Here is a 26,750-nt window from a genome sequence, read left to right as displayed (position 1 = left end):
CACGAAAACTCACTCACCTATGAACATAGCCAAGTTTAACTCTAAACTTGTCATGGTCCTATATTAAGACCTCGTCGTTACGCTATCTGAAAACGAGGTCACAATTCTGTTCTAGCGAAATTAGAGTTCCAGTTTGAATCCAAGTTCACTTACCATAACTTCAGCGAAGCCTAGCTTTACTGCATTCAACTGATTAGCAACTTCGCGCGCTTGCTCTTCGTTTTTAGCCAATATTGCCATTGAATAGACTGGCCTGATCATCGCTTTTTGGTTTGGCTTCTCTTCTGCTATTTCTTGATGTTTTAAGTAAGCAGACGTAATCACACCTTGAGCACTCCAATCGACAACCATTTGTAAATCTTTGCTAATAACCTCATCGACAATGAATTGATTCTCAGGCTCTTTCCAAGCGAGTTCTACTGCGTAGTTTGTGAAAGCGACATCCGTGTTTAACCACTTATTACCGATGTCTCGGATTTCAGTCACCTCTACAAGCTCTTTAAATTGGAATGGTAAGTTACCAATCAAGTCTCTAACGTGCTGCTCACTGTCCGCTTCAATCACAAACTTAATCATCGGAAACTTTTTATCCCCAATAAAGCTTTGTGATACGAACATATCGTGTACCAAGCCCGCATCAATCAGGTTGGCAAATGCTTTTTTCTGATGAGGCATTGCCTCAAATACGGCTTGGGCGTCATCGGTTTTCCAAGCCACTGACACGCCGTATGCCGCTGCGTGGGCATGGGTTGAAAAAAGAATGGCTGAAAATAGAAAGCTAAAAATAGCTAAAAAGGTTCCTAGAGTTGTTTTCATTGTGGTGGCTTCCTAATTAGTCGCGAATAATTTCATACAAGTTAGGGTCAGCAGAAACCCCTTCAATTTTTAAAGGTGGTAATTCTTTTCTCATCGCTTGTATCGCATCATGGAAATGCTTTTTGCTTTCCCACTCTGCAACATTAATAAAACGGTATGTCGCATCCGAGCTTAACGAGCGGTGCAATTTGGTAGAGATATATCCAGGTTGCTTCACCAATACGTCTCGCGCATCTTCCCAATACGTTAACGTAGCGGCTTCATGGGCTGGCTCGACTGAAAAAGTGTTTATCAATACAACGGGTTGTGCCGAAACCAACGCACTTACGCTTAGCGCCCCCAGTGCCAATCCATACTTAATAATGTTCTTCATCCTATTCTCCTTGTTTTGGGTGAGCTAACGCTACCACCTAGCCCTACCCAATCAAGGTCGAGACCTGAGATTTAATATTAATTAAAAAGCTAAATTTCAAACGAATATTATTCACTCGTAAAATAAGCGATGTAGCCATTCACTATTGATAAACCACTTGTTGAAATTAGGTTTCTTGGAATAGTCATTGCGCTCAATTTGGATCGTCATTACCCTCAAATAACAGGCACAAAAAAACCACCTAATAAGTAGGTGGCTCTTCATTTTAATGACTCACAAAATTCAGGCTAACTTTAAGTGTTTAACCTTTCAGTATTTAGCCAAGCGCCTCTCTGAAATACAAACGATTACAACATCGTCAGCGCAAGCTTTGCCAAGTTATAAGCGTCAATATAACCAGAGTGCTGACGACCTTCCCACTCAATGTTTTTCGCTTCTTGAGCAGCACGGTGACCAATACGTTTCTCTTTCAATCGATTCTGAACTCGATAAAGCGTGGCGATATTCAAGAACTCGCTGAACGGAGGTTCGATGCCTTTCTCAATACACTCTTTGTGTAAGATAAGATCGTCGCGTCCCCACGCTGCATAGATTTTCTTTGGACCACCGAAGTTCTTAATCATCGACTTGATAACAGACTCTAATGGGCGACCCTGTTTTTCGATTTTACGAGGTGTAATGCCCGTTAACTCGGCGCAGAATAGAGAGACTTCGTCTTTTTCGGGCTTAACGTAATATTGCGCGCGCTTGACGATAGTGCCAGATGCTAGATCAATTTCAGCAAGACCAACTTCAATGATCTCGCCTGTTGTTCCCACACCGTCTTCGCTCCAACAGCACATTTCCAAATCGAAACATACCACTCGATTGTGATTCATACGTCGCCTAATTCTCTCGTCAAAAATTTTGTCAAATTGTACATGAGCCCAATACAGAACTCGACCCTAGTTGCATCAAGTGCTCATTTAGCCTGCAATTGTAACGCGATTTCGGCCATTTGACTTACTTAGGTAAAGCATACTATCGGTTTTTTGAAGGAGTTCTTCGATGTCTTCTTTACTGCGGATGGTAGCACCGATACTTAGAGTACAACTCAATAGTTGACCTTTATGCTCACAGTGAGACTCGCTCACCGTATCTAAAATGCATTCTAAATAACGAGCCAGTGCGTCGTGTTCAATGACGCTCGAAATGATACCAAACTCATCTCCTCCCATACGGAAGACATGATCGCCCTCTTTCAAACTGCCTGAAATCAACTGAATTACATGAACCAGTAAGGCATCACCAGCCGGGTGGCCAAATTGATCATTAATCCCTTTAAATTTATCGACATCAAATCCAATCAAGCTAAACGGCTTGTCACCTTGTATCGCTTTATCGAGCACCTTATTAAAGGCTCGTCGATTATAAATCTCTGTGAGGCTGTCATGATTGGCAAGAAAACGGAGTTCTTCCGTTCTTTCATCAATCATTTTATACAGGCGTACTTTTTCTTGGACTTGCAGTTTAACGATATAAGAAAGCAACAGTGAAATAGTCGTGCCCACGAGGGCAATCCCGGCCAACACCAGGTAACCATTAAACGAAATGCATGAGTCTATCTTGAAGTCGACAACCCATTCACGGTTAGTGAGTGTGATTTTCTTGGTGATATGTTGTCCAGTCACACCCTCATAACCTTTCGTTTCGAACAAGACAGGTGCATCTTCGGCTTCAAAACCGACATCACTAACGCGGACATAAACATTCATATCCCCAACCGTCGAAGCCAGCAAGTTCTCAAAATAGTATGTGGTGCGAACCACACCAATTACAACGCCGAGTAAGTTGTCACTCTCTCCCTCAAAGACAGGGTGATACACCAACATGCCACTCTTTTTTGTGCCTTTATCTAGCCCATCTTGTATCAAGCGAACTTTGTCTGAAATATTCGCCTTACGTGTCTGTTTGATATTATCTAGAACGAGATCAAATCGCTCTCTAGAAGAGTAAAAGCCAAGAACTTTGTTGTTTGGTTCTGTATTGGGGAAAATATCGCTAGCAACGAAAGCTGGCTGACCATCCAAAATGTAGCCATAGGTTTTTGCTTGGTTCTTAGGAATGGTATACAGCTTAAAGAATGGGTACTTTTCTTTCATTTTCGCAGTGTGCTCAGCTATCTCGTCTGCGGGCACTTTTTGCATCCACTGCAAGGCAATTAAACTCTTTGAATCATCTATGGTTTGCTTAGCAAAGCGATCAAACTTATCCCAATTTTCAGGGTCATTTGCGTAGAAAAAATTAGCACCAGACCCAATATATGCAACATCATTATCTATAAAGGCTTCCAAGCTCAATGTCTGGTGAGTAGCAAAACTATCCAAATTCATATTCAGCGCACGCTTTTGATTAAGCATGACTAATACAAAGCACAAAACAGTAATCAAAAAACTGACCGAAAATACGACCAACGGGAGAGTTTGTCTCTTCAACCCTGTTAGTGGGTCAGTAGTTTGGGGCATGCGGGTTCCAAATAGGCTCTATTGAATGAAAAGTATATAACGGACGGAAATAATGCTCCATTCATATTTAGTCCTAAATGTCACATTAAACGGGCATTTTGTAAATTTTACTGACCCCCATGACCAATAACCAGACAAATCTCGACTAAATTTCAAGCTAACACACTAAAAAGCCACTTGTTTGAAAACATTAAATACACCTCTTAAGCCTTGAATATGCTAGTATCCACCCATATTTATAGCTTGAAAGCGACCGTTTCAGTCTCGTGCTACCGAGTTTCTTTCCAATCTGTATATTCCTTTAAACCGACGAATATACCGTTAAATCAATTTTAAAGAGAAATCACTATGATCGTTGATTTGAACCTAATCCCACAAACGTTTGATATGCTTCACGCAGGCCTAACTGCATCAAGCGTTTTACTACTGCTTATTGCCGTTTCTCGTAAAACCCAAGTGGTTGAGAAAGTCGTAGAAAAGCCAGTAGAAAAGATCGTTGAAGTTGAAAAGCCAGTTGAGAAAATTGTCGAAGTAGAGAAAGTTGTTGAAGTTGAACGTGTAATCGAAAAAATCGTAGAAGTTGAATCTAAGCTGGCAACAGCACCAACAGATTCTGCAATGCAGCTACTGTCTATCATGCAGCAAGAAGCTCGTTTAATTGACTTCCTAAAAGAAGACCTAACTTCATTCTCTGACGAAGAAGTTGGCGCAGCAGCACGTGTAATTCACACTGGCGGTAAAAAAGTGTTAGCCGATTACGTGACGCTTTCTCACATCCGTACTGAAGATGAAGAAACGCGCATCACGGTTGTTGAAGGTTTCAACCCACAAGAAATTCGCCTAACAGGCAACGTAACGGGCAATGCACCGTTCAATGGCACATTGGTTCACAAAGGTTGGAAAGCAACTGACATGAACCTGCCTAAGCTTGCTGAGAACTACGATGCATCTGTGATTGCACCGGCAGAGGTGGAGCTATAATGGAACACCAAACTCAGCCATCATCACACGAGTCTTCTTCTCAAGAACATACGCCGCAGACGCATTCACAAGAGCTATCTTCTCAAGAGCAACAGCAAGCGCCTAAGTTCAGTGTCGGTATCGATTTAGGTACTACACACTGTGTTTTGTCTTTCATCGACACAACAAATGAAGACGCTCGCGTTGAGGTGATGCCAATCCCTCAATTGACGGCTCCAGGTACCGTAGAAACTCGCAGCCAACTTGGCTCGTTCCTATACCAGCCGCACGAACATGAAATGAATGCGGGCTCTCGCGTTCTTCCTTGGTCTTCTGAACCTAAAGCGCTAGTCGGTGCGATTGCTCGTAACCTAGGTTCGAAAACCCCTATCCGTTTGGTAGCAAGTGCAAAATCTTGGCTATGCCACGGTGGTGTTAACCGTCGTGATGCGTTCCTTCCAGCAGGCAGCCCTGAAGAAGTTGAAAAGGTATCTCCGCTTAAGACAACTGAGTTGTACCTTGAGCACCTTAAAGATGCTTGGAACCACGCTAACCCAGAACACAAACTGGCAGACCAAGATGTAACGATCACCGTTCCAGCTTCGTTTGATCCTGCGGCTCGAGACCTAACGGCTGAAGCTGCGCGTAATGTTGGTTTTACTCACCTAACGCTTCTTGAAGAGCCACAAGCAGCTCTTTACAGCTGGATTGATAACAGCAACGATACTTGGCGCGATGAAGTGAACGTTGGCGACATCGTTCTTGTTGTCGATATCGGTGGTGGTACGACTGACCTTTCGTTGGTTGAAGTAACACAAGATGAAGGCAACCTAAGTCTGAACCGTATCGCAGTAGGTGAACATATCCTACTTGGCGGCGACAACATGGACTTAGCGCTCGCTTACCGCCTGAAAATGAAGCTGGCTCAAGAAGGCAAAGAACTGGCTCCTTGGCAGGTTCAAGCGATGACTCATGCATGTCGTGATGCGAAAGAAGCATTGCTAAACGATGCAGAACTCCAATCTGTGCCGATCGTTGTTCCAAGCCGTGGCTCTAAGCTACTTGGCGCAACACTGAAAACAGAACTGACTCAGCAAGAAGTACAACAAACATTGGTTGATGGCTTCTTCCCACAAGTCGCTGTAACGGATCACCCAGTACAGAAAACTCGTGGTGCACTGACTCAAATGGGTCTGCCTTACGCTCAAGATGCGGGTATTACTCGTCATATTGCTGCATTCCTTTCTAAGCAAGCCAATGCGCTTTCTGGAAATAGCGAAGCCGCTCAACAAGATTTCAACCCGTTTGCAAACATGCCCGGTATGCCCGGTACAGAAGCGCCAGCAGCAGACTTCATCAAACCAACAGCGGTACTGTTCAATGGTGGTGTTCTAAAATCTAACCTACTTGCTGATCGTCTTTCAGACACGATCAATGAATGGCTAATTAATGCAGACGCAGAATTCGCTAAACAGCTTTCAGGCCTAGACTTAGACCTAGCGGTTGCAAGTGGCGCTTCATACTACGGCGCAGTTCGTCGTGGCCAAGGCGTTCGTATCCGCGGTGGTATCGCTTCTTCTTATTACGTAGGAATTGAAAGCGCGATGCCAGCTATCCCAGGTATGGCTCCTCCAATGGAAGCACTGTGTGTTGCACCATTTGGCATGGAAGAAGGCTCAAGCGTTCAAGTTCCGAGTCAAGAGTTTGGTCTAGTGATTGGCCAGCCAGTACACTTCCAATTCTTCGGTTCAACAACACGTCGTGAAGACCAAGCAGGTACGCACCTTGATCACTGGGCTCCAGAAGATCTTGATGAGCTTCCTGAAATCCAAGTGACACTGCCTGTTTCTGAAGGTCGTCGCGAAGGTGAAGTGGTTCCGGTGACTTTGGCGTCTCGTGTTACTGAATTAGGCACGTTATACCTAGAAGCGATAGCCACTGACAATGGTCAGAAATGGCATGTTGAGTTCGACGTTCGTGAAGACTCGAATAACGACTCAAACGTAGAAGCATAATGAATCAACGGCACCTTAGCGGGTGCCGTTACTTTATCAATGCGATTCCCTAGCCCTGTATTAAAAGCATTCCAAAGACAATAATAAGACCAAAATTATCCATTAACTGGTCATCACTTTGGCAGAATAAGGTTTTGTATGGCATCTCCTCGTTTTTTAGTCGGCATTGACTTAGGCACAACCAATACTGTTGTCGCTTACTGTGAAATCAACGACGACCTACAACATGCTCCCGTTTCTCTTTTCGATATTGACCAACTCATCGGCCCCGGTGAAGTGGTTCGCAAGCCTCTACTTCCATCATTTCGTTATCATCCCGCACAAGGTCAGATCTCCCCTTCCGATCTCACCATGCCTTGGGAACCGAGCTTAGTTGAAGGCGATATTCAAAATGTCATCGTTGGTGAATGGGCTCGCGAACTGGGCGCAAAAGTCGAAGGCCGCCAAGTATCCAGTGCAAAGAGCTGGTTATCTCACCAAGCGGTTGATCGTAACTCCGACATTCTGCCTTGGGCAGGCGCAACTGACGTCGATAAGGTGTCTCCTGTTGTCGCAAGCGCAAGCTACCTTAACCACATCCGTCAAGCATGGAACTACCGTAACCCAAGCAATAAGCTTGAAGACCAAGACGTTGTAGTCACCGTTCCTGCTTCATTCGATGAGACAGCACGTAAGCTGACACTCGCAGCGGCAGCACTTGCTGGTTTAGGTAAGATTCTATTGCTCGAAGAGCCGCAAGCCGTTTGTTATGACTGGTATGCCCGTCACCAACAAACCGCTACAGACGAACTTCAACAGATCCCGCTGATTCTAGTGTGTGATGTTGGTGGCGGTACTACCGATTTAAGTTTGATCGAAGCGAGCTTCAAATCGGATAACGGTGGCAATCAAGAGCTCGCACTCGACCGTATCGGCGTTGGCGAACACTTGATGCTCGGGGGTGATAACCTCGATTTAGCGCTTGCCCACCTTGCAGAGCAGCGCTTCAATCAAAACAAAAAATTGAATGCTTCTAGCCTAACCAAGCTTATTCAGCAGACTCGCGCCGCAAAAGAGAGCCTGCTTTCTGCTAATGCGCCAGACGATGTGAAGATCACCATGCTGGGCAGCGGTTCAAAACTGCTTGGCGGAACGAAGAGTATTGGTTTAACCAAACAAGAAGTTCATCAGATTGCACTAGAAGGTTTCTTCCCGCTTTCAGAGTTTACGGAAGTACCCGACAAACGACGTAGCGCGGTGGTTGAGTTCGGTCTACCCTACGCAGCAGATCCTGCTGTAAGTAAGCACGTTGCCGAATTCCTAGCGACCCACCAGCAAGTATCTAAAGCCGCATTGGAAAAGTCAGACTCTGTTGAGTTTGATGATACCAAACCTGCAATTCCTGTTGGTGTGCTACTCAATGGTGGTGTGTTCAACAGTGAACTGGTAACAGAGCGAATTACTCAGTTACTTGGCAATTGGAACGGTGCACCAATCACCGTCTTAGATAACCCTCACCCTGACTGGTCTGTAGCCCTTGGTGCTGTAGCTTTTGGTAAAGCACGCCGTGGTGCACAACTGAAAATCGGTGGCGGTGCCGCTCGTTCTTACTTCTTGCATCTACAAGAGAAGAACAAGATGGGCAAAGCGCTTTGTTTGCTTGCCAAAGGTACTGAAGAAGGCCAAGAGATACGCTTAAACAGCCGTCGTTTCTCGCTGACTTTAGGTGAGCCAGTACGATTTAATCTACTGACTTCAACCCACGATCAAATTGCTCATGACACCGCTATTCAAAATGGTGTGATGGTCAATGTCGACGCTGACTTGTTCTCCCCTCTTCCACCGTATATTTCAACACTGGAAGGTTCAGGTACTGCAGAGCTCCAAGCCAACCAAAAAGAACGCGTCGAAGTATTGCTCGCGTGTCAATTAACAGAAGTCGGCACACTGAAAATGGAGTGTGTGAGTACAGAAGATGACTCTAAACGTTGGTTGCTCGAGTTTGAAGTCAGAAACAAGCAAGGCGATGAGTCTGATACCGCTAAACTTCACCCAAGGCTGGATGAATGTAAGGAATTGATTTCTCGTCTGTACAGCGGCAACAAGAAGAGTGCTGAATCGAAAGAGATCAAAACACTATCGAAAGATCTTGAGAAACGACTCGGTAAGCGTGATGAATGGGACTTCACGACCCTTCGCCATCTGTTTGATACCTTTTCATTAGGTCGTAAACGCCGTCGTCGTTCAGAAGCACACGAGAAGAACTGGCTGCGTTTGGCGGGTTACTCGATGCGTCCAGGCTTTGGCGATCCGACTGACTCATGGCGTATCGAACAAATTTGGGGCCTTTACCAACAAAACATTCAGTTCCAGAACCACCAAGGTTGGACGGACTGGTGGGTATTCTGGCGTCGTGTTGCGGGTGGCCTGAATCAAGAACAGCAAGAAACCATCTTGGCTGATATCGCGAAGTACCTTCACCCAGGTGCAATGAAGAACCCTAAGACAGCGAAAGATGCGCAAGACAATGGCTATGAAGCCATGGTGAGATTGGCAGCGTCCCTTGAGCAACTCGAGGTGGAAGATAAAGTTCTATTGGCTACATGGTTCTTGAGCAAAGCAATTAACCATAATCAGTTCGAACAGGCTCACTGGTGGGCTCTGGGTCGCTTAGCGTCTCGTACACCTTTATACGGAAGCCAACACAGCGTCATTCCAAGAGAGCAAGCAGAACAGTGGTTACCAAAGCTGCTTGACCAAAATTGGCAGAAAGAGCAGATGATTGCCTTCGCGGCAGTGATGATTTGCCGCAAGACAGGTGACCGACAGTTCGATATCTCTGATGACTACCGTGCTCAAGTTCTTGATAAATTAAAGCAAAGCAAGGTACCTGATTCATGGCTAACGCTAGTGAGTGAAGTCACTGAACTTTCTGAGAGCGAGTCTAAACGCGTATTTGGTGATGCATTACCAAGCGGGTTAAGCCTGATTAATAACTAGGTTTAAAAACGATTAGCTTTAGTTGTTAATGAGTAAAGAAGCTAACGAGAAAAGAAAAAGCCACTTTCGATTCGTTGAAAGTGGCTTTTTTATTGGTGGCTTAAGGCTGGTATGTTTAGTCGACTTATCGCATCTTGGTTAAGAGCCTTAGCCGTATTGCAGTTCATCATTGTTAATGTTTCGTACCTGTTGGGTTGATAGGAAAATCCGTATTTTCATAAATATCAGATAACTTTTTCGGTTTCTTCTCTTTAGCTCCTTGGTTCAATTGATTATGAGTTTCGCTTAAAAGCCATTCCTCATGCATTTTTGCTGAATCCAAAAACTCTGGATCTTCCATTGCTTCCTTGCGAAGTTTATTTACACGTTCGAGAGTATCCCAAATCATAATACTTCACCTCCACTAAGGCAGTAATATTAAGATAGCTCAAACACACAAAACTTCAACTAACCCAATGAGATAGCGATCTCAATTTCGTAATTTGCCCACTTTAAAAAAGTGGAAGCGCTCATTTTCAATTGAGCTCAGACAGTGGGTATTCCCCATGATCTTCAAAGATCATCAGGTATAAAAAAAGCGAGCTTAATGCTCGCTTCTTGTCTGTCTATCTGTTGATCGGATCGCCAACACTCGCACGATTAAATCAAACCAACTTAAGCACGGTTACCAATTTTAACCGTACCATTTGTAGCAAACCAAAGTGCTTCTGAACGACGGCGACCGAGTAAGATAGGGCCATCATCGTAGAACAAAAAGTTTTTCCAATGCTTCTTGAAAATCGACCATTTGGTTTCAAGAACATTGTATTTTTCGTAGCAAAAATAAACAGTTACGTCATCTTGCCAATCAATGAAGTTAAGGATTTCTTCTGGCATTTCAGGCTCATCGGCTTCCCAATTTGCCATCCAGCTGATCTCTTCATTCCAGTTCGACGCTTTGCTTGGCCAATCTTGCGAACTTAGTCTTTCTGCATCCGGGCTTTGAGGGCTCACGTTCTCTTTCCAAAACTGAGATGCTCTCGCCTGTGTCATTGGTTTTATCTTTTCCAAATCTTCAGCGGGTAGTGGCATTGACTGGTGAGTGAAAATCCATTTTCTTTGGTATTCGTCCAAAGTTGTATATGACATCAAAATTCCTCAAATATCTTCTCAGGCTTATGGGCTTACCATGCCTATATGTTCTTTCGATACAGCGATGACTTCATTTTATTTATGTTCTCCGCTGTATCTAAATTCAATGTTTTACACTGACACGGAGCGTTTATCTTGCCAGTTTGGGTTTACCAGTGCCGTCAACACGTGATCTTCCCATTTACCGTTAATCTGTAGGTAATCTTTGGCAAAACCTTCTCGAACAAAACCAAGATGCTCTAATACACCCGCACTTCGTTCGTTGTGAGGCATGTAGCCCGCCATTAAGCGGTGCATGTTCTGCACATCAAACATGTAGTCTTTAGCCATGCTCAAGCCTCTGCGCATGTAACCGTGGCCCTGTGCACTTTGCGCCAATGAGTAACCGACATTACAAGCGTAGAACGGGAAACGAGACAAATTACTGAACGATATGGTACCTAACATTTCATTTGAATCGGCATTAATCAACAAGCAATAATAGCCTAGCCCCAATTTATGGAGTTCGTTTAACTTAATCAGCCGTTGAGCCCAATCAGCTCTGTCAAAGAACGCATCCTCTCGGGTCGGTTCCCAAGGCTTAAGGTACTCTCTGTTCACCTGAAAGTACTCACTGATCATGCTCGCATCATAGATCTCAGCCGTTCGTAAAATTAGGTTGCCATCACGTTTATCAATACGTTGCTGCGTACTCGAATCTTCCATAGTCTTGTTCTTATTTTTGTCTCTTTTTACGTTACCGCCTCACTCTTACCGAATTTAGCAGTCTAATATCATCAACTCTTTCTGATACCGTAATCACGAAGCTTATTCGCTATTGAGGTGTGAGAAACATTCAGACGTTTAGCAAGCTTACGGCTTGATGGGAAAGACTGATAAAGCTTCTCTAAAATCTGAGATTCATAGTCTTTCATGATCTCGTCAAGCGAGCCGTCTAAGCTTAAGTTCGCCATTCCAGCAGTCATAGTGTCAAGCTGTGGCAGGTGGAATTGCTCAACCGTTAACGTATCTGAATCCAACTCTGTTAGTGCACGTAGAACCATGTTGTCTAACTGACGAATATTGCCCGGCCATTGGTAGTTGCCTAATTGATCGATTAGTTCTTGAGTCAACTTTGGTTTCAACATACCTAACTGCTGTGCGTACTTTGCAACGAATAGCTCCAGTAATGGCGCAACATCGTTTGAACGTTCACGCAAAGCAGGAATCGACAAAGTCAGTACGTTCAAGCGGTAGAACAGATCTTCACGAAACGAGCCCGAGTCGGCTAATTCAGAAAGGCGATGGCGCGTTGATGCGATAATACGAACATCCGCGTGCATCTCTTCTTCTTCACCAACACGACGGAATGAACCATCTTGTAGGAAACGCAGCAGTTTGATTTGTAGATGCGGGCTCATTTCGCCGATTTCATCTAAGAATACCGTACCGCCATTCGCTTGTTCAAAGATGCCTTTATGACCTTGCTCATGGTTGAATGAGCCCGGTGCATGTCCAAACAATTCCGTTTCTGCTACGTCATCAGGCATTGATGCACAGCTTAGAATCAAAAATGGAAAAGAAGATCGATTTGAACGGTTATGACACGATTTCGCCAGCATCTCTTTACCCGTACCTGTATCCCCTTCAATAAGCAGAGGTTGATCTAGCATAGCCAGTTTCTTAGCTTGACTGATCAAGGCTTTATGGCGATTAGAGACACCAACAAAGTGTTCAAAACCTAGGTTATTCTGTTCAGGGATGGCGTCTGGCGCGTTCATTTCTTGGTTACAAGAACGAATCGTCATTACTGCACTCGCCAGTACCGCCTCGTTGACATCACCACCTAGATAAATAGGCAGAATTTCAATAGAGAAATCTAGGCCATCTAGCACCACGACTTCACGATGGCGCGTTACATCGCCTTCAATCCAACGAGCGAAGTTAAAGCTAGGGACGAAGGTCGCTAGTGGCTCACCGATCACTTCTTCTTCTTGTTTGTTGAAGAGGTTCAATGCAGCGTGGTTTGCCATGTCGACTGAGCCTTTAAGGTCAATCGCAATCACAGGATCAGGTAGGTTTGCCAGCAGGGCAATCAACTCTGTGTTATGCCTTTCGCTTGGCATAAACTGGATTTTACGTACATCCTTCACACCTGAAATTCGGCGAATTTCAGCCATAAGTTCACTAAAAGCATCAAAATTAATATCCGGGCAATTTAGGTAAATAATACCTTTAACATCAATTTCGATTCCTCGTAAATCAATGCTTTTTGAGGCCAAGATATCGAGCAACTCACGCGTTAAGCCGAGTCTGTCTTCACACAATACTTCAAGACGCACAAATAGTCCTATTATAGGTGTCAGGATAAGTTGACAGTAGTGTGAATTAAGCTCTAAGTTCAGTCAAGAAGAAGAGTAAACATATGTTTACTCTTCGCTCGCAAATCACTCAACTTCCTTGTGTATATAGACTTTATAGGAAAGTAATTCGCTTTATTTCCTACATTTCAATTTTGAGCACTTCGCTTTACTTTAAGGTAATGCGCTTGATTTCAGAAAGGACGGCTTTGCGAAGGTCGGATAGTTTTACTTTTCGCTCACTATGCCAAGGCATAGGACGCAGCAATGTCATGGCTTTTAAGCCCAGTCTCGCAGTGAGGATACCGACACCGAGCCCCTGCCCTGCTCGAGCTGAGACTTTACCTGCAAGATCCATCGAGACGAGATCCATACTCGCATCAATCGCGAGTTCACTGGCTCCTGCAGCGGCCATGTTGATTAACACCAGTTTAAATAGCTTTATACGAGACCAGTAGCCCAGTTCAATGCCATACACATCAGCAAGCTTGTCTATCATAGTGAAATTTCGCCAAGCCACCAGCAACATATCTGCTGCCGCCAATGGGCTCACAGCAACCAAAGCCGCGGATTCGGTCGAGAACTTAGTGACGATCTGAGTCGCGACCTTATCTTGCTGACTCACGACCAACGCATCGTACATATCCAACACTTCAGCATCGCTGTGCGCTGGGTTAATGCTGTTTCGCCACTTATCGTACGAAGGTGACTCAGCAATAATACCGCCCTGCTTGGCAATGTTTTCACAGAATGCTTTGCCTTTACCAACACTCTGGCTTTGTAACAGCTCTTCACTCTGCTCTTGTACACTGAAATGGTCTTTCAGCGAACGCAGCTTCCACAACTCTTTGCCTATTGCGCCTAAACCTAATGAAGCAATGGCAGCGATGAAACCTGCCCAACCTAAAGCTAGCCAGTCAGCGGTTTGAATAGCTGTAATGACAGAGTCAATCGCCTGCCATCCGACTAGGCCAGAGAAAGCGACAAGTAAGCCCGTTCCAAACCACTTCTTCTTTTTACTCGGTCGAATCACTTGTTCCAGTTGCTGCTCAGCGTCACCATCAAGGCCGGTTTCCACTTGTGGAGCGACGGGCACAAACTTCTCTTGTTCCGTGAATAACTTTTGAGCACCCAAATCTTGGGTAACTTCATTCTTATCCGGCTCATCGAACGAGGTCTTCAACGGTTCATCAAAGACCTGTTTCGTTTTCAATTCACTCATTTTGATTGCCTCAATTACTTCAACTTGTCGCCAATGAGATACTCTAAAACCTTGTCGATTCTTAGATGCTGACAAGGCTCATCGGAGTGTTGCTCCATTGGCCTAAAGCTCGTGAAATCAAACTGGTTGGTTTCCCAATACTGTTTGTTTGGCAGTTTACGCGGCACCTCTCCCGGATACATGGTTTGAGGGATATTATCCAAAGTCACACCTTGCAACGCCGGAACATTGTTTGAACCTGACGAGATATAACCCGCGCAGGTCGCTTGAATAGACGCAATGCTCATGCAACTCATATCGATGTGTTCAAACGCCGCCTGTTGCCAAGCAGGGTGTACCATCTGCTGTAACAGCGATACCAAGTTCGGATGTTGATCCGGTGTCACATGGTCAGCCTTAGTGGCAGCAAACAAGATCTTGTCAATCTTCGGCGCAAACAAACGTCTTAGCATATTGCTTCGCCCGTACTTAAAGCTCTTCAATAACTGTTCTAACGCACCACGCATGTCCATGAAAGAGTCATAGCCTGCGTTAAGTGGTTGTAAGCAATCCACCAGCACGATTTGTCTGTCGAACGTGGCAAAGTGATTCTTGTAGAACGCTTTCACGACTTTCTGTTGATACTCTTCATAACGCGCTTTTAAAACCGCATAGTTGCTGGTTTTTGAGAACTTACCCTCGGGAGCAGCGCACGGAAAAAATTGCAGCACAGGCGCGCCTTCAAGCTCACCCGGCAATACGAATCGACCCGGTTGTACCCAGTGCAATCCGTTATCCTTACAAGTATGAAGGTACTGAGTATAGCTATCGGCAATCGCGACCAGTTTCTTTTCTTCTGCTTCGGCTAGCAAGTCAATGTCGCCACGTATTGTGTTCCACTGTTGCGAGTAGGTTTCTCTATCGCCTTTCAACGCGGTAAATTGAGATTGACTCCAAGTATCAAAGTCCATGTCCAACAAAGGTAAATCAAGCAGCCATTCGCCCGGATAATCAACAATATCGAGATAAAGGGTGCTGTTTTTGCTCAGCAGCTTCTTTGCGCCTTTAGCTGGCTTATATTTAATTGCTAGACGAATCTCACTAACATCTCGCGTTGGCACTGGCCATTCTGGTGGTTGTGCATTCAACGACTCCATTGCTTCATCATAAGAGAAACGTGGGATCATCATGTTTTGTTGCGGGATGCGCTTTGCGCCAATAATTCTGCCATCTCTCGCCGATGCAAGTAGAGGCAGATTTTTGTGGGTAGACGTATGAAGAAGCTGATTAACCAGCGAAGTAATGAATGCTGTCTTACCCGCACGAGAAAGCCCCGTGACCGCTACTCGAATGTGAGAATCCGTTCCTCTGCTTATAAAGTCACTCATTTCTTGAGTTAGGTGTTTCATTTGAACGACTCCGTGATAATTAGGCCAGTCGGTTATGATAATAGATAGGCTAGCCTATGTTCTTTCCCTATTAGGGTTGTTTGTATGCTTTTGCTTTTTCTTTTGCTTGTTCTTTTACTAATAGTGGTGAGTATGCAATACCCATTCTCAATGCTAGATGAATAAAAGCCCCTGACTACATTCATAATCAGGGGCTTTAGAATTTGTCTGCGGTATCTGACTCTTAATCGTCTTCAATCAACTTGTAGATAACAAACAGTGCAATCTCTGCAATTAGCCAAAGCGCACAAGTAATCGTCACGTATTTATTATCAAAGATACTGATCCCTTTCAAGATCAGGTCGTAACCAACAAAAGCACCAATCACCACTGCCAAGATAATCTGTAGGATCTGAATAAAACGAGGCATTCCTCTCTCCTATGTTCTTATATCAAACTATGTGTTTATCACTATATCATTGATAATAAGACAAAAGTGCAAATAATGCTGCACTTTTGTCTTCAACTTTCTGTCAAGATTTGCAATTCAAACGCTGAAGTTAGCGACAATTACAATTTTTTGGCGTCGGTTAATTATGCTTTTTCAGCTTCAGCAATTTTCACTTTCCACGTGTCAGGGCCGATCTGGTGCGCGTTCACGCCATTAGAGTCAACCGCAACCGTTACCGGCATATCTTCAACTTCAAACTCGTAGATCGCTTCCATACCGAGATCTTCAAACGCAACCACACGTGCTTTCTTAATTGCTTTTGCAACAAGATAAGCGGCGCCGCCAACAGCCATTAGGTAAACTGACTTATGTTGTTTGATTGATTCAACGGTCGCAGGGCCACGTTCTGCTTTACCAATCATGCCCATAATGCCAGTTTCTTCTAGCATCATGTCGGTGAACTTATCCATACGAGTAGACGTTGTCGGGCCAGCAGGACCTACCGCTTCATCACCCACAGCATCAACAGGGCCAACGTAGTAAATGAACTTACCTTTCAGGTCGACGCCTTCTGGTAAACCTTCACCACTTTCAAGCATGCCTTGAATACGCTTATGCGCTGCATCACGACCCGTTAAGATCTTTCCTGATAGAAGAACCGTTTCGCCGGTCTTCCAATCTTGAACGTCTTCTTTAGTAATTTCATCAAGGTTAACACGGCGTGTATTTGCGCCTGCTTCCCAAGTTATATCTGGCCACTCTTCTAACTTAGGTGGTGTTAGCTCTGCAGGGCCGCTGCCGTCTAGAGTGAAGTGTACGTGACGCGTTGCCGCACAGTTCGGGATCAAGCAAACAGGCTTAGAGGCTGCGTGCGTTGGTGCTGTTTTGATTTTCACGTCAACCACTGTCGTTAGACCGCCAAGACCTTGTGCGCCAATGCCCAGTTTATTTACACGGTTGAAGATATCTAAACGAAGCTCTTCTTCTGCGTTCTCTGGGCCTTTGTCGATAAGCTCTTGGATATCGATGTGTTCCATCAGAGATTCTTTAGCGAGTACCGCGGCTTTCTCCGCCGTACCGCCAATACCTATACCTAGCATACCCGGTGGACACCAGCCCGCGCCCATTGTTGGTAGCGTCTTCTCTACCCACTCTGCAATATCATCAGAAGGGTTAAGCATTACCATCTTGGTTTTGTTCTCAGAACCGCCGCCTTTTGCCGCGATTTGAATTTCAACTTTGTTGCCTGGAACCATATTAATGTGAACAACCGCTGGTGTGTTGTCTTTGGTATTAATACGCTTACCTGCAGGGTCCATTAGGACAGATGCACGCAATGGGTTATCTGGATTGTTGTAAGCTTGACGAACGCCTTCATCAACCATCTGTTGTACTGTTTGATCCGTTTCCCACCTAACATCCATACCGATGTTCACGAAACAAGTAACAATACCCGTATCCTGACAAATTGGACGATGGCCTTCCGCAGACATGCGTGAGTTGATAAGAATCTGAGCAATAGCATCTTTAGCTGCTTGGCTCTCTTCTTTCTCGTACGCTTTTTCTAGGGCTTGGACAAAGTCTAAAGGGTGATAATAAGAAATGTACTGAAGTGCGTCAGCGACACTGCTGATCACATCTTGCTTACGAATAACCGTCATTGCATGCCTCTTTATTGTTCTGGTTCCATGTGGGTTCATTGTTTGGCTATGTGTGCCGAATCGGATTAGATGGTTTAGCCTTTTATTGTGTTGAGCTGTATTTAGTTGCTTTAGCAATCGCTTGCATAGCTGTAAACTAAACCACTTGGATTACTCCGTTCTAATCAAGAACCCATTTTATTTTCAATTTATGATACTCTTGCTTCCTCTCACACGCCATGCAGTGATCGAACTCTTTGTCACAAATTAAACAAATGAATAACAACGAATTTCGCTCTATCCAAATCAAGCAGCTTGAATATCAATCAACTTTAGCTAAACAGCTGTTTTCTCATATTGAAAGCGTGCCGTGGGCAATGCTATTACGGTCGGCCTCAGAAAGCCACGTTGATAGTCGATACGACATTTTAGTTGCTCAACCCATCGCCACCTTTGAGACAATCGGTGTAAAAACGACCGTTAATGTTAACGAGACGTGCGAGGTTTCAGAGTCAGACCCTTTCGAACTACTCGACCAATATCAGCAGCAATTACTACCCGCAATCAGTGAGCACCCTGAACTGCCTTTCGTTGGTGGTGCTTTAGGGTATTTTAGTTACGATTTAGGGCGACGAGTAGAAGCTCTTCCCTCTCTTGCTAAGCGTGATATTTCTGCACCAGACATGGCGGTTGGATTGTATGAATGGGCTGTGATTGTTGATCATAAGCTTAAAGCTGCGTTCCTTGTTGGGCAAAACATTGATACCCATTGGGATTGGTTAACTCAACAACAATCGCCAAGCCAACAAGCAGAACAAGCAGAACAAGCAGAACGAACTCATCAGAAGTTTGGATTAACCACCCCATGGCAATCCAATATGACTGAACAAAGTTATGCCAATAAATTCGATAGCGTTCAAGAGTACTTGTTGTCGGGTGACTGTTATCAGATAAACCTTGCTCAGCGCTTCAATGCCCAATACCAAGGCAGTGAATGGCTCGCTTATGAAAAGTTAGAGAAGTACAACTCAGCTCCATTCTCTGGTTTTATCCGTTTAGCAGGCTGCACCATTCTCAGTGTCTCACCTGAGCGTTTTTTAGAGCTCAATAGTGGCACCATTGAAACCAAGCCAATCAAAGGGACACGTCCTCGTTCTGAAAATTCCATGATTGATGACGCCAATGCTCAAGACCTGTTGAATGCTGAGAAAGATCAGGCAGAAAACCTGATGATCGTCGACCTGCTTCGTAATGATATTGGCCGAGTCGCAAGGCCGGGATCGGTTCATGTACCAAAGCTATTCGATATAGAGAGTTTCCCTGCTGTGCACCACTTAGTGAGCACGATAAGGGCAGAGCTTGATGTCCATCATTCAGCACATGACCTATTAAGGGCTTGCTTTCCCGGGGGGTCGATTACCGGCGCTCCAAAAGTTCGCGCGATGCAGATCATTGAGGAGCTAGAGCCTCATCGTCGCTCGGCGTATTGCGGTAGCATTGGTTATATCAGCCGTAATGGCAGAATGGACACCAGCATTACGATTCGTACGTTAGTGGCAGAAAACAATACACTTTATGCTTGGGCTGGAGGAGGTGTAGTATTTGATAGTGATTGTACTTCTGAGTACCAAGAGACTCTTGATAAGCTGAGTAGAATATTGCCTGTACTGGCTGATAGATAAATTTAATCTAGATTTATTAAAACGGGTTATTAAAAACAGCTAAAAAGCCAATCTGGAAAGTACTTTAATATTAAAAAAGCTAAGTGGGCAATCACCTACTTAGCTTTTCAATAACACTAGCCTAGAAGGTGTATGTTGTAGCCAAATAGAATGAGCCTAGCGTGTGAACGTTAGATAACTCTTTGTTCTTTTCATCTTTCACTTTGATATCAGCTGCTTCCCAATCAATACCTGCACGTAATGCTAGAGCTGGTGCAGCAGGAATTGCATACTCTACGCCCACCCCCATTTTTATACCAGATACGGTTGATGACTTAGTCGCAAAGTATTTATTATTACCACTGTTTTCAATTTCTGAATTTAAAAAGCTATAACCTAAAAGTGCATAAGGTCGAAGACCAATATCGAACGTATAACCAACATTCGCAGCAACGCTAATTGAACTAAAGTCTGTTGTGAATGCTTTTGAACTGCCTACTTTTGTTGTAGACGTTCCATATTTAGTATATTGGCCTTCGATACCAATAATACGGTTGATCTGATAACCGGCAATGAGTTTATAAGAAGGTGATTCAGTTTCAGTTGTTGTGGTTTTGCGAGTTATGGCCTTACCAAAACCACCATCATCAAGTTCAGTTGAACCAGCTCCTACTCCGATATAGAAACCATTTGGGTCTTTTTGTGCAGCCACTGCAGATAAAGGTGCAATTAGAGCAAGCGTCACTATCATTTTTTTCATATCGAATCCATTTTTATAGTTTTTCAAACCTCCTTAATATAATTAATAAAAGCGACCAATAAAGTAAGTGAACGTATAGCATTGTCAGCTCACTTGTTACATTGACAATATACTCAAGACATTAGAGACAAATCAATAACGTTGCATATTCACTCACTACAAAGGCAATGATATTTATTAGCCCCACTTATTCAGCATTATCACTAAGTCGTTAGCGGTATAGGGTTTACTCAATATATCGTCCATACCAGATTCAATACACAACTCTCGCTCTTCTTTTGTCGTACCAGCGGTTAATGCAATAATTGGTTGGCTATATCCTGAACTTCGCAGTTTCTTCGTCGCTTCAAAACCATCCATGACTGGCATCCGGCAATCCATAAACACAATGTCATACTCATTATTCGACGCTAATTCCAACCCTTCTATACCATTACCGGCAATCGCTGGCTCTATTTCGTATTTGCGTAGCATTTGTTGGATGATGATCTGGTTCATCTTAATATCATCAACCACCAGCACTTTAAGCAATGTCAATTCAACCTCAGACTCAAAACCTTTGGCGACACTATCGCGCTCAGCCAGTGTATCGACAACTTGAAGAGGGAGTGAAATGGTAAATGTCGTACCCGAACCAACAATACTGCTCACCTCAATGTCTCCCCTCATTAACGCAGCTAGCTTGCGACAAATCGCTAAACCAAGCCCTGTCCCTTCGTAATTTCGGCTACTTGAGTTATCGGCCTGTGTAAAAGGTTCAAACAGTGTCTTAATAGCAGATTGAGCAATACCAACGCCACTATCCTCAACAGAAAAAATAAATTGGTCGTTAAGCCATTTTATCTCTACGCTCACATGGCCTTGATCGGTGAATTTAATTGCATTGCCGATTAAGTTCACGAACAATTGAGTAATACGCTCTAAGTCACCGTAGAAGTGACTGGGTACCCCATCGGTTACATTGACATCAAACTGGATCTGCTTTTCAATCGCTCGATTGGTAAAAATACTATCAATGGTATTTTTCAAATTTTGGAGTGCAAATGTTTTGGGAATTAATTCCAGCATACCCGCATTGATTTTACTGTAATCGAGAAGGTCATTAATGATGGTTCTAAGAAACTCACCGGATTGGCTCAAGTTATTCACGATCTCACGTTGAGAACTGCTCAGTTCGGTGTCGCTAATCAACTCCGCACTACCAAGAAGACCATTGAGTGGGGTTCTCAATTCATGGTTAATCATGGCGACAAAGTCACGCGTTGCCCTTTCGGACTCTTCCGCTCGTTTACGTGATTCTATATTTCGGTTAATCGCAAGTTGATGAGTTAACGCACTGCAGATAAGGTCCGTCACTAACAACAGTTGGCTTTGGATGAATTCGTAGTCTTGATCTAACAACCTGACCTGAACGATTAACGCGCCCACACTCACTTTTTCGACCTCTAATGGCACGGTAAGCAAGCAACCTTGCCAATGAGGTTCTTGAATATCTTTCTCTATTACCTCGACTGTTTCATCACCATAGTCATGGGTTTGTAACTGAGGTATTAGATTGGGGGGTAAAACCAAGCGACTGGCTTCAATTAGATAACTGTTAGTTACACTCGCCGTCAATTGGGACAACATCACATCATCGAGATCACTCCTCAGAAACGCGCGTCCGAAATCAATCAACAGGTTGTCGATTTGTTCTTGGAATTCAATCCGTCGAATATTCGCATTTGAACGCTTTTCTAATTGGCGCAACGCAAGTTCAAGCTGTTGATTGGCCTCAAACAGCTCGAGACTCTTTTGCTCCAACAAGGCTTCAGCCGCTTTCCGTGCTGCTATTTGACGTTTAAGTTTTTTCTCTTGGGCAGATGCCAGATCCATATCACTTTTCTACTTTGAGATTAAACCTAACCACACTTTGGTCATCATTCTGAGGTGTCATTTCTACCACGATGGTTTCACCATGATAGTCAGCACACCCCTCGATTAATCCCAAACAAACGTGAGACATACATCGTGCGCTTTTATAGTCAAAAACAAGTTGCGCTTCGGTCGTGGTGATAAAGCTAAATTGTGGAGGCTCAGCATCTGGGTAGAGCTTCTTCACTTCTACGTGAATGTAACGCTCTACGTGCTGAATAAATTGAAAAGTGGTGTTGCTATGGGCGAGGCTCGCTTTATTCGGTAATGAGGCCAGTAAGTTCTTAAAAACCGATTGTCCAAAAACACGTTGCAGGCTCGCTGCATCAATATCGGTTTTCTTACTCAAGTTTATAATCAATCGAACAAGATCTTTGTGGTCGTAACTTCCGACTGATGTGTAGATCCCTTCATCTTCTGACATCTCTAGAACTTCTTCCAAAAGCTCTAACCCAAACTTGTCTTCAACAAGCTCTAAAAATTCGGTGAATATGATTCCTTTCATTTCATACCTTTTCTTCTATTTCTTTTTAGAATGGTCCACTAAGTCATTGTTATCAAATTCTTAAACAGAAAATGTACGTTTCATCACCCAATTTATGACATGGATAACGCTTACTAGTAGAAGTACACATATTCAAATATAGCAAAATCCGTCACTCTTAGAAGATTGGGAACATTTACCTTGAAAAACGCCGCTACCCAGTCCCTTCTTATTTCCAGTTATTGCCGGTACTAACGGAGGAAAGTGAAGGCAAATTCGAAATTGGTAATCAACACACGGTTATGACTATACTTAAAATCATAATAATCAATATATTGGCTTTATATGAACAAAGATAACTTCCTTCAACAATTCCAGCTCAACTCTACCGTTGGCTATCACCCAGAATCCGTTGAGCGCGTTTCACACATCAATGACGATCAATTGCGTAAAGCAGCAGTGGTAGTCGGCTTAGTGGAACGAGAGGATGGTTTACATGTTATTTTTACGAAAAGAGCCGCTCATTTAAAACATCACCCTGGTCAAATCAGCTTTCCTGGAGGGAAACACGAACTCTCCGATCCTTCTATGCAATTCACCGCACTTAGAGAACTTCACGAAGAGGTCGGAATTCGATCGGATCAGGTTAAAATTGTTGGGCAATTACCCACTTTGAGTACCATTAGTAAATTTTTAGTTACACCGATTGTTGTAGTGGTCGATTCGGACTATAAACCCATCATCGATGAGAACGAAGTTGCTTCGATTTTTGAGGTGCCCGCCACCTATGTTTTAGACCAAGCCAAGTTACACAGCCACACTGTTAACTTAAAAAAAATCAAGCATCGTGTTTTTGCCATGCCCTTCCAAGAGCACCTAATTTGGGGCGTTACGGCTCAAATCATCCAATCACTGCAGCAACACGTAGTGCAACAAATTACATAGAAACTACGTTTTGTTTAATCCTTGTTAACAAACACAGCCTTTTCCATGGAACAGATTTATTAATCCAATTTTACGCAAACGTTTCCCTGGTATAATTCTGTACAACCCCGCCTTTCGCATAAGATAAACTAATAGCACGCATAAACATAAATCACCTGTGGCACGCTATTTTCGTGATCAAAAATCCGTTTTTCGCATATCATGTGACACGCCGTTTCATTACATGATTTAGATCTATTTTTTGTAGAAGAAAATTCTGCAGAATTAGCCCCGACTTATTTCCTGTTCCCAAAAAATGAGTAATTTAACATGAACACAACAACTTCTTCGGCAAATGCCGTTACAGATACAAGCAAGTTTAACTATAAAGATTTTACCTGGTGTCTATCACTATTCGGTACAGCAGTTGGCGCTGGTGTACTATTCCTTCCAATCAAAGCTGGTGCGGGTGGTTTTTGGCCACTAGTTATCCTAGCTTTAATCGCGGCACCAATGACTTGGTTCGCACACAAATCTCTAGCTCGTTTCGTACTGTCTTCTAAGAACCCAGAAGCAGATATTACAGACACAGTTGAAGAACACTTCGGTAAGACTGGCGCGAACCTTATTACTTTCGCTTACTTTTTCGCTATCTACCCAATCGTTCTTATCTACGGTGTTGGTATTACAAACACAGTTGACTCTTTCCTAGTAAACCAAATGGGCATGGAATCTATTCCTCGTCCTCTTCTTTCTGGTGCACTTATCCTTGCTATGACAGCAGGTGTTGTATTCGGTAAAGAGCTGATGCTTAAAGCAACTTCAGCAATGGTTTACCCACTAGTATTCATCCTACTAGCATTGTCTTTCTACCTAGTTCCTGATTGGAACACTTCAATGATGGAAACAAGCCCAGAATGGTCAGCAATGCCTTCTATTATCTGGCTTGCGATTCCAATCATCGTGTTCTCTTTCAACCACAGCCCAATCATTTCACAGTTCTCTAAAGAGCAACGTCGTGTGTACGGTGAAGACGCGGTTAAGAAAACTGACGCGATCACTGGTGGCGCAGCAATGATGCTGATGGGTTTTGTAATGTTCTTCGTTTTCTCTGTAGTACTTTCTCTATCTCCAGAGCAACTAGCAACAGCGCAATCTCAAAACATCTCTGTACTTTCTTACCTAGCTAACGTTCACGAGTCTCCACTTATCTCTTACATGGGTCCTCTAGTAGCGTTCGCAGCAATCACTTCTAGCTACTTCGGTCACTTCCTAGGTGCTCATGAAGGTCTTGTTGGTCTAATCAAGTCTCGCTCTGGTTCTTCAATCAGCACGATTGAGAAAGCTTCTCTAGCGTTCATCGTTGTTACAACTTGGATTGTTGCGGTAGTTAACCCAAGCATCCTAGGTATGATTGAAACAATGGGTGCTCCAATGATTGCAGCTATCCTGTTCCTAATGCCTGTATTCGCAATGAACAAAGTACCAGCTATGGCTAAGTACAAAACTTCAGCACCTGTGCAAATCTTTACAGCTTTATGTGGTCTAGCGGCTATTAGTTCTGTAATCTACGGCGCTCTTTAATCTCAAGCCCTTTTTATAAGATGACATTCATCTTATATGGCGAGGTTAGACAAAAAATATAATGATAATAAATGAGCCTCCCTACTCCCCTTGGGAGGCTCTCTTTTTGAGGTAATCGCTATGATTAGTGTATTTGATATCTATAAAATCGGTGTTGGTCCATCGAGCTCACATACAGTTGGACCAATGAAAGCGGGTAAAGAATTTATTGATGACCTACGTTCAATGGGAAAATTGCGCGACATCACTAAAATCACCGTGGACGTATATGGATCACTATCACTGACAGGGAAAGGTCACCACACAGATATCGCAATCATCATGGGTCTTGCTGGCAATACTCCTGAGCGTGTTGATATCGATTCTATTGCAGGCTTCATTGCTCGAGTAGAAGAAACTGAACGTCTACCTGTCGGTATGCACTGTCATACTGTTTCGTTCCCTCGCGACGGCGGAATGAACTTCCACACTAGCAACCTTTCTCTGCACGAGAATGGCATGAGCATTCATGCTTGGGTTGATGACGAAGTCGCATATTCAAAAACGTATTACTCAATTGGTGGTGGTTTCATCGTTGACGAAGAGAACTTCGGCAAAGAAGAAGAAAACCCAATTAAAGCACCTTACGAATTCACAACAGCGGAAGAGCTGGTTAATCAGTGTAAAGAAAGTGGTCTTTCTATCAGTACACTGGTTATGAAAAACCAAGCGGCTTTCCACTCAGACGAAGAGTCTCGCACTTACTTCGCTAACATCTGGAAAACGATGCGTGAGTGTATGGATCGCGGTATGAATACTGAAGGTATCCTGCCTGGTCCACTGCGTGTACCTCGTCGTGCAGCAGCACTTCGCCAACAACTGATCACGTCAGAAAAAACAACTAACGATCCAATGACGGTTGTTGACTGGGTGAACATGTTTGCTTTCGCAGTAAACGAAGAGAACGCAGCTGGCGGTCGTGTAGTAACGGCACCAACAAACGGCGCATGTGGCATCATCCCTGCTGTATTGGCTTACTACGATAAGTTCATTCAAACAGTGACAGAGAAAGACTACATCCGTTACTTCGCAGCTTCTGGCGCGATCGGTGGTCTTTACAAGCGTAACGCTTCTATCTCTGGTGCTGAAGTTGGCTGTCAGGGTGAAGTTGGCGTGGCGTGTTCTATGGCTGCTGCTGGTCTTGCTGAGCTTATGGGTGGTAGCCCAGAGCAAGTATGTATGGCTGCAGAAATCGGCATGGAGCACAACCTAGGTCTAACGTGTGACCCAGTTGCTGGCCAAGTACAAGTTCCATGTATCGAGCGTAACGGTATTGCTGCAGTTAAAGCAATCAACTCGACTCGTATGGCACTTCGTCGTTCTTCGGCTCCTACTGTTTCTCTAGATAAAGTTATCGAAACAATGCTAGAAACCGGTAAAGACATGAACGCTAAATACCGTGAGACTTCTCAAGGTGGTTTGGCAGTTAAGGTTGTTTGTTAATCATTTCTGAATTAATAAACCGATAATAAAAAAGGAACGCCGATGCGTTCCTTTTTTTGTATCTTAAGCTTTTGTCGCTAAAGCTTGGTGACTAGGGCGTGTTGATCTTTCGAGCTGATTTTTGCAGCGAGTTGCTGGGTATTT

At 43.9% G+C, this 26,750-nt stretch carries 22 protein-coding genes; 7 read left to right on the top strand and 15 right to left on the bottom strand.

All coding sequences use genetic code 11. From position 1 onward, the window contains the following. Positions 1–120: 120 nt before the first annotated feature. The 4 genes from AB6E08_RS07060 to AB6E08_RS07045 form a co-directional block, all read right to left on the bottom strand. Positions 121–816 (bottom strand): hypothetical protein, encoded by a 696-nt coding sequence (locus AB6E08_RS07060; RefSeq protein ID WP_004734745.1) that lies wholly within the window; start codon positions 814–816, stop codon positions 121–123. A 16-nt stretch (positions 817–832) separates the two neighbouring features. After that, on the bottom strand, positions 833–1,189 hold the full coding sequence (locus tag AB6E08_RS07055) for an antibiotic biosynthesis monooxygenase (RefSeq protein WP_004734744.1): 357 nt from the start codon (positions 1,187–1,189) through the stop codon (positions 833–835). A 347-nt stretch (positions 1,190–1,536) separates the two neighbouring features. Continuing rightward, positions 1,537–2,067 carry an exonuclease domain-containing protein gene (locus tag AB6E08_RS07050; protein ID WP_372063727.1) on the bottom strand — a complete coding sequence of 177 codons (531 nt, stop codon included), beginning with the start codon at positions 2,065–2,067 and terminating at the stop codon, positions 1,537–1,539. A gap of 87 nt (positions 2,068–2,154) precedes the next feature. Further along, positions 2,155–3,693 (bottom strand): sensor domain-containing diguanylate cyclase, encoded by a 1,539-nt coding sequence (locus AB6E08_RS07045; protein WP_102258584.1) that lies wholly within the window; start codon positions 3,691–3,693, stop codon positions 2,155–2,157. Between the two features lie 348 nt (positions 3,694–4,041). Between AB6E08_RS07045 and AB6E08_RS07040 the strand changes: the two genes are divergently transcribed. The 3 genes from AB6E08_RS07040 to AB6E08_RS07030 all read left to right on the top strand — a co-directional run bounded on the left by AB6E08_RS07040 (position 4,042) and on the right by AB6E08_RS07030 (position 9,647). Then, positions 4,042–4,674: a DUF2760 domain-containing protein gene (locus AB6E08_RS07040; protein WP_009847020.1), complete on the top strand. Its 633-nt coding sequence runs from the start codon at positions 4,042–4,044 to the stop codon at positions 4,672–4,674. Then, complete coding sequence (locus AB6E08_RS07035) at positions 4,674–6,668, top strand: Hsp70 family protein (RefSeq protein WP_372063725.1); 1,995 nt, start codon at positions 4,674–4,676, stop codon at positions 6,666–6,668. The genes AB6E08_RS07040 and AB6E08_RS07035 overlap by 1 nt, the downstream gene beginning before the upstream one ends. Positions 6,669–6,806: 138 nt before the next feature. Next, positions 6,807–9,647 (top strand): Hsp70 family protein, encoded by a 2,841-nt coding sequence (locus tag AB6E08_RS07030; protein ID WP_372063723.1) that lies wholly within the window; start codon positions 6,807–6,809, stop codon positions 9,645–9,647. 172 nt (positions 9,648–9,819) lie between these two features. Here the strand turns inward: AB6E08_RS07030 and AB6E08_RS07025 are convergent, their stop codons facing one another. The 8 genes from AB6E08_RS07025 to AB6E08_RS06990 form a co-directional block, all read right to left on the bottom strand. Continuing rightward, positions 9,820–10,035, bottom strand: coding sequence for a hypothetical protein (locus AB6E08_RS07025; protein WP_009847023.1), 216 nt, complete (start codon positions 10,033–10,035; stop codon positions 9,820–9,822). Positions 10,036–10,301: 266 nt separating this feature from the next. Continuing rightward, on the bottom strand, positions 10,302–10,775 hold the full coding sequence (locus tag AB6E08_RS07020) for a DUF2947 domain-containing protein (RefSeq protein WP_260810775.1): 474 nt from the start codon (positions 10,773–10,775) through the stop codon (positions 10,302–10,304). 114 nt (positions 10,776–10,889) lie between these two features. Beyond that, on the bottom strand, positions 10,890–11,483 hold the full coding sequence (gene rimJ, locus AB6E08_RS07015) for a ribosomal protein S5-alanine N-acetyltransferase (protein ID WP_372063720.1): 594 nt from the start codon (positions 11,481–11,483) through the stop codon (positions 10,890–10,892). A 71-nt stretch (positions 11,484–11,554) separates the two neighbouring features. After that, on the bottom strand, positions 11,555–13,099 hold the full coding sequence (gene tyrR / locus AB6E08_RS07010; protein ID WP_102249796.1) for a transcriptional regulator TyrR: 1,545 nt from the start codon (positions 13,097–13,099) through the stop codon (positions 11,555–11,557). A gap of 187 nt (positions 13,100–13,286) precedes the next feature. Then, positions 13,287–14,339, bottom strand: a complete 1,053-nt coding sequence (locus tag AB6E08_RS07005; RefSeq protein ID WP_372063718.1) for a YcjF family protein — start codon at positions 14,337–14,339, stop codon at positions 13,287–13,289. Positions 14,340–14,353: 14 nt separating this feature from the next. Further along, positions 14,354–15,727 (bottom strand): YcjX family protein, encoded by a 1,374-nt coding sequence (locus AB6E08_RS07000; protein WP_372063716.1) that lies wholly within the window; start codon positions 15,725–15,727, stop codon positions 14,354–14,356. Between the two features lie 223 nt (positions 15,728–15,950). After that, positions 15,951–16,136: a hypothetical protein gene (locus tag AB6E08_RS06995; protein WP_004734731.1), complete on the bottom strand. Its 186-nt coding sequence runs from the start codon at positions 16,134–16,136 to the stop codon at positions 15,951–15,953. Positions 16,137–16,300: 164 nt separating this feature from the next. Continuing rightward, entirely contained in the window at positions 16,301–17,818 is a 1,518-nt protein-coding gene (locus AB6E08_RS06990; protein WP_029222862.1) for a fumarate hydratase, read from the bottom strand. A gap of 254 nt (positions 17,819–18,072) precedes the next feature. Between AB6E08_RS06990 and pabB the strand changes: the two genes are divergently transcribed. Next, positions 18,073–19,479 (top strand): aminodeoxychorismate synthase component I, encoded by a 1,407-nt coding sequence (gene pabB, locus AB6E08_RS06985; RefSeq protein ID WP_372063714.1) that lies wholly within the window; start codon positions 18,073–18,075, stop codon positions 19,477–19,479. 121 nt (positions 19,480–19,600) lie between these two features. On the opposite strand, the gene AB6E08_RS06980 is transcribed toward pabB, so the two are convergent. The 3 genes from AB6E08_RS06980 to AB6E08_RS06970 form a co-directional block, all read right to left on the bottom strand. Next, positions 19,601–20,245 (bottom strand): porin family protein, encoded by a 645-nt coding sequence (locus AB6E08_RS06980; protein WP_012604211.1) that lies wholly within the window; start codon positions 20,243–20,245, stop codon positions 19,601–19,603. Between the two features lie 150 nt (positions 20,246–20,395). Then, on the bottom strand, positions 20,396–22,093 hold the full coding sequence (locus AB6E08_RS06975; protein WP_017101485.1) for an ATP-binding protein: 1,698 nt from the start codon (positions 22,091–22,093) through the stop codon (positions 20,396–20,398). Position 22,094: 1 nt separating this feature from the next. After that, a complete protein-coding gene (locus tag AB6E08_RS06970; RefSeq protein ID WP_017096742.1) occupies positions 22,095–22,637 on the bottom strand; it encodes a heme NO-binding domain-containing protein in 543 nt (180 codons plus the stop codon). Between the two features lie 324 nt (positions 22,638–22,961). Here AB6E08_RS06970 and AB6E08_RS06965 point away from each other — a divergent pair, with 324 nt between their 5' ends. From AB6E08_RS06965 to AB6E08_RS06955, 3 genes are all read left to right on the top strand, one after another. Beyond that, positions 22,962–23,561, top strand: a complete 600-nt coding sequence (locus AB6E08_RS06965; RefSeq protein ID WP_009847034.1) for a CoA pyrophosphatase — start codon at positions 22,962–22,964, stop codon at positions 23,559–23,561. A 309-nt stretch (positions 23,562–23,870) separates the two neighbouring features. Next, positions 23,871–25,124 carry an aromatic amino acid transport family protein gene (locus AB6E08_RS06960; RefSeq protein ID WP_009847035.1) on the top strand — a complete coding sequence of 418 codons (1,254 nt, stop codon included), beginning with the start codon at positions 23,871–23,873 and terminating at the stop codon, positions 25,122–25,124. Positions 25,125–25,244: 120 nt separating this feature from the next. After that, positions 25,245–26,606 (top strand): L-serine ammonia-lyase, encoded by a 1,362-nt coding sequence (locus tag AB6E08_RS06955; RefSeq protein WP_009847036.1) that lies wholly within the window; start codon positions 25,245–25,247, stop codon positions 26,604–26,606. Positions 26,607–26,750 lie beyond the last annotated feature (144 nt).

Source organism: Vibrio sp. 10N.247.310.24 (assembly GCF_041467175.1).
GTDB lineage: Bacteria > Pseudomonadota > Gammaproteobacteria > Enterobacterales > Vibrionaceae > Vibrio > Vibrio tasmaniensis_A.
Note: the sequence above shows the minus strand (reverse complement) of the source record. Positions and strands in the feature narration are given on the sequence as shown.

Coding starts and splice junctions, on each gene's coding strand:
- AB6E08_RS07060 (WP_004734745.1), bottom strand. CDS start 816: ATGAAAACAACTCTAGGAACCTTTTTAGCTATTTTTAGCTTTCTATTT.
- AB6E08_RS07055 (WP_004734744.1), bottom strand. CDS start 1,189: ATGAAGAACATTATTAAGTATGGATTGGCACTGGGGGCGCTAAGCGTA.
- AB6E08_RS07050 (WP_372063727.1), bottom strand. CDS start 2,067: ATGAATCACAATCGAGTGGTATGTTTCGATTTGGAAATGTGCTGTTGG.
- AB6E08_RS07045 (WP_102258584.1), bottom strand. CDS start 3,693: ATGCCCCAAACTACTGACCCACTAACAGGGTTGAAGAGACAAACTCTC.
- AB6E08_RS07040 (WP_009847020.1), top strand. CDS start 4,042: ATGATCGTTGATTTGAACCTAATCCCACAAACGTTTGATATGCTTCAC.
- AB6E08_RS07035 (WP_372063725.1), top strand. CDS start 4,674: ATGGAACACCAAACTCAGCCATCATCACACGAGTCTTCTTCTCAAGAA.
- AB6E08_RS07030 (WP_372063723.1), top strand. CDS start 6,807: ATGGCATCTCCTCGTTTTTTAGTCGGCATTGACTTAGGCACAACCAAT.
- AB6E08_RS07025 (WP_009847023.1), bottom strand. CDS start 10,035: ATGATTTGGGATACTCTCGAACGTGTAAATAAACTTCGCAAGGAAGCA.
- AB6E08_RS07020 (WP_260810775.1), bottom strand. CDS start 10,775: ATGTCATATACAACTTTGGACGAATACCAAAGAAAATGGATTTTCACT.
- rimJ (WP_372063720.1), bottom strand. CDS start 11,483: ATGGAAGATTCGAGTACGCAGCAACGTATTGATAAACGTGATGGCAAC.
- AB6E08_RS07005 (WP_372063718.1), bottom strand. CDS start 14,339: ATGAGTGAATTGAAAACGAAACAGGTCTTTGATGAACCGTTGAAGACC.
- AB6E08_RS07000 (WP_372063716.1), bottom strand. CDS start 15,727: ATGAAACACCTAACTCAAGAAATGAGTGACTTTATAAGCAGAGGAACG.
- AB6E08_RS06995 (WP_004734731.1), bottom strand. CDS start 16,136: ATGCCTCGTTTTATTCAGATCCTACAGATTATCTTGGCAGTGGTGATT.
- AB6E08_RS06990 (WP_029222862.1), bottom strand. CDS start 17,818: ATGACGGTTATTCGTAAGCAAGATGTGATCAGCAGTGTCGCTGACGCA.
- pabB (WP_372063714.1), top strand. CDS start 18,073: ATGAATAACAACGAATTTCGCTCTATCCAAATCAAGCAGCTTGAATAT.
- AB6E08_RS06975 (WP_017101485.1), bottom strand. CDS start 22,093: ATGGATCTGGCATCTGCCCAAGAGAAAAAACTTAAACGTCAAATAGCA.
- AB6E08_RS06970 (WP_017096742.1), bottom strand. CDS start 22,637: ATGAAAGGAATCATATTCACCGAATTTTTAGAGCTTGTTGAAGACAAG.
- AB6E08_RS06965 (WP_009847034.1), top strand. CDS start 22,962: ATGAACAAAGATAACTTCCTTCAACAATTCCAGCTCAACTCTACCGTT.
- AB6E08_RS06960 (WP_009847035.1), top strand. CDS start 23,871: ATGAACACAACAACTTCTTCGGCAAATGCCGTTACAGATACAAGCAAG.
- AB6E08_RS06955 (WP_009847036.1), top strand. CDS start 25,245: ATGATTAGTGTATTTGATATCTATAAAATCGGTGTTGGTCCATCGAGC.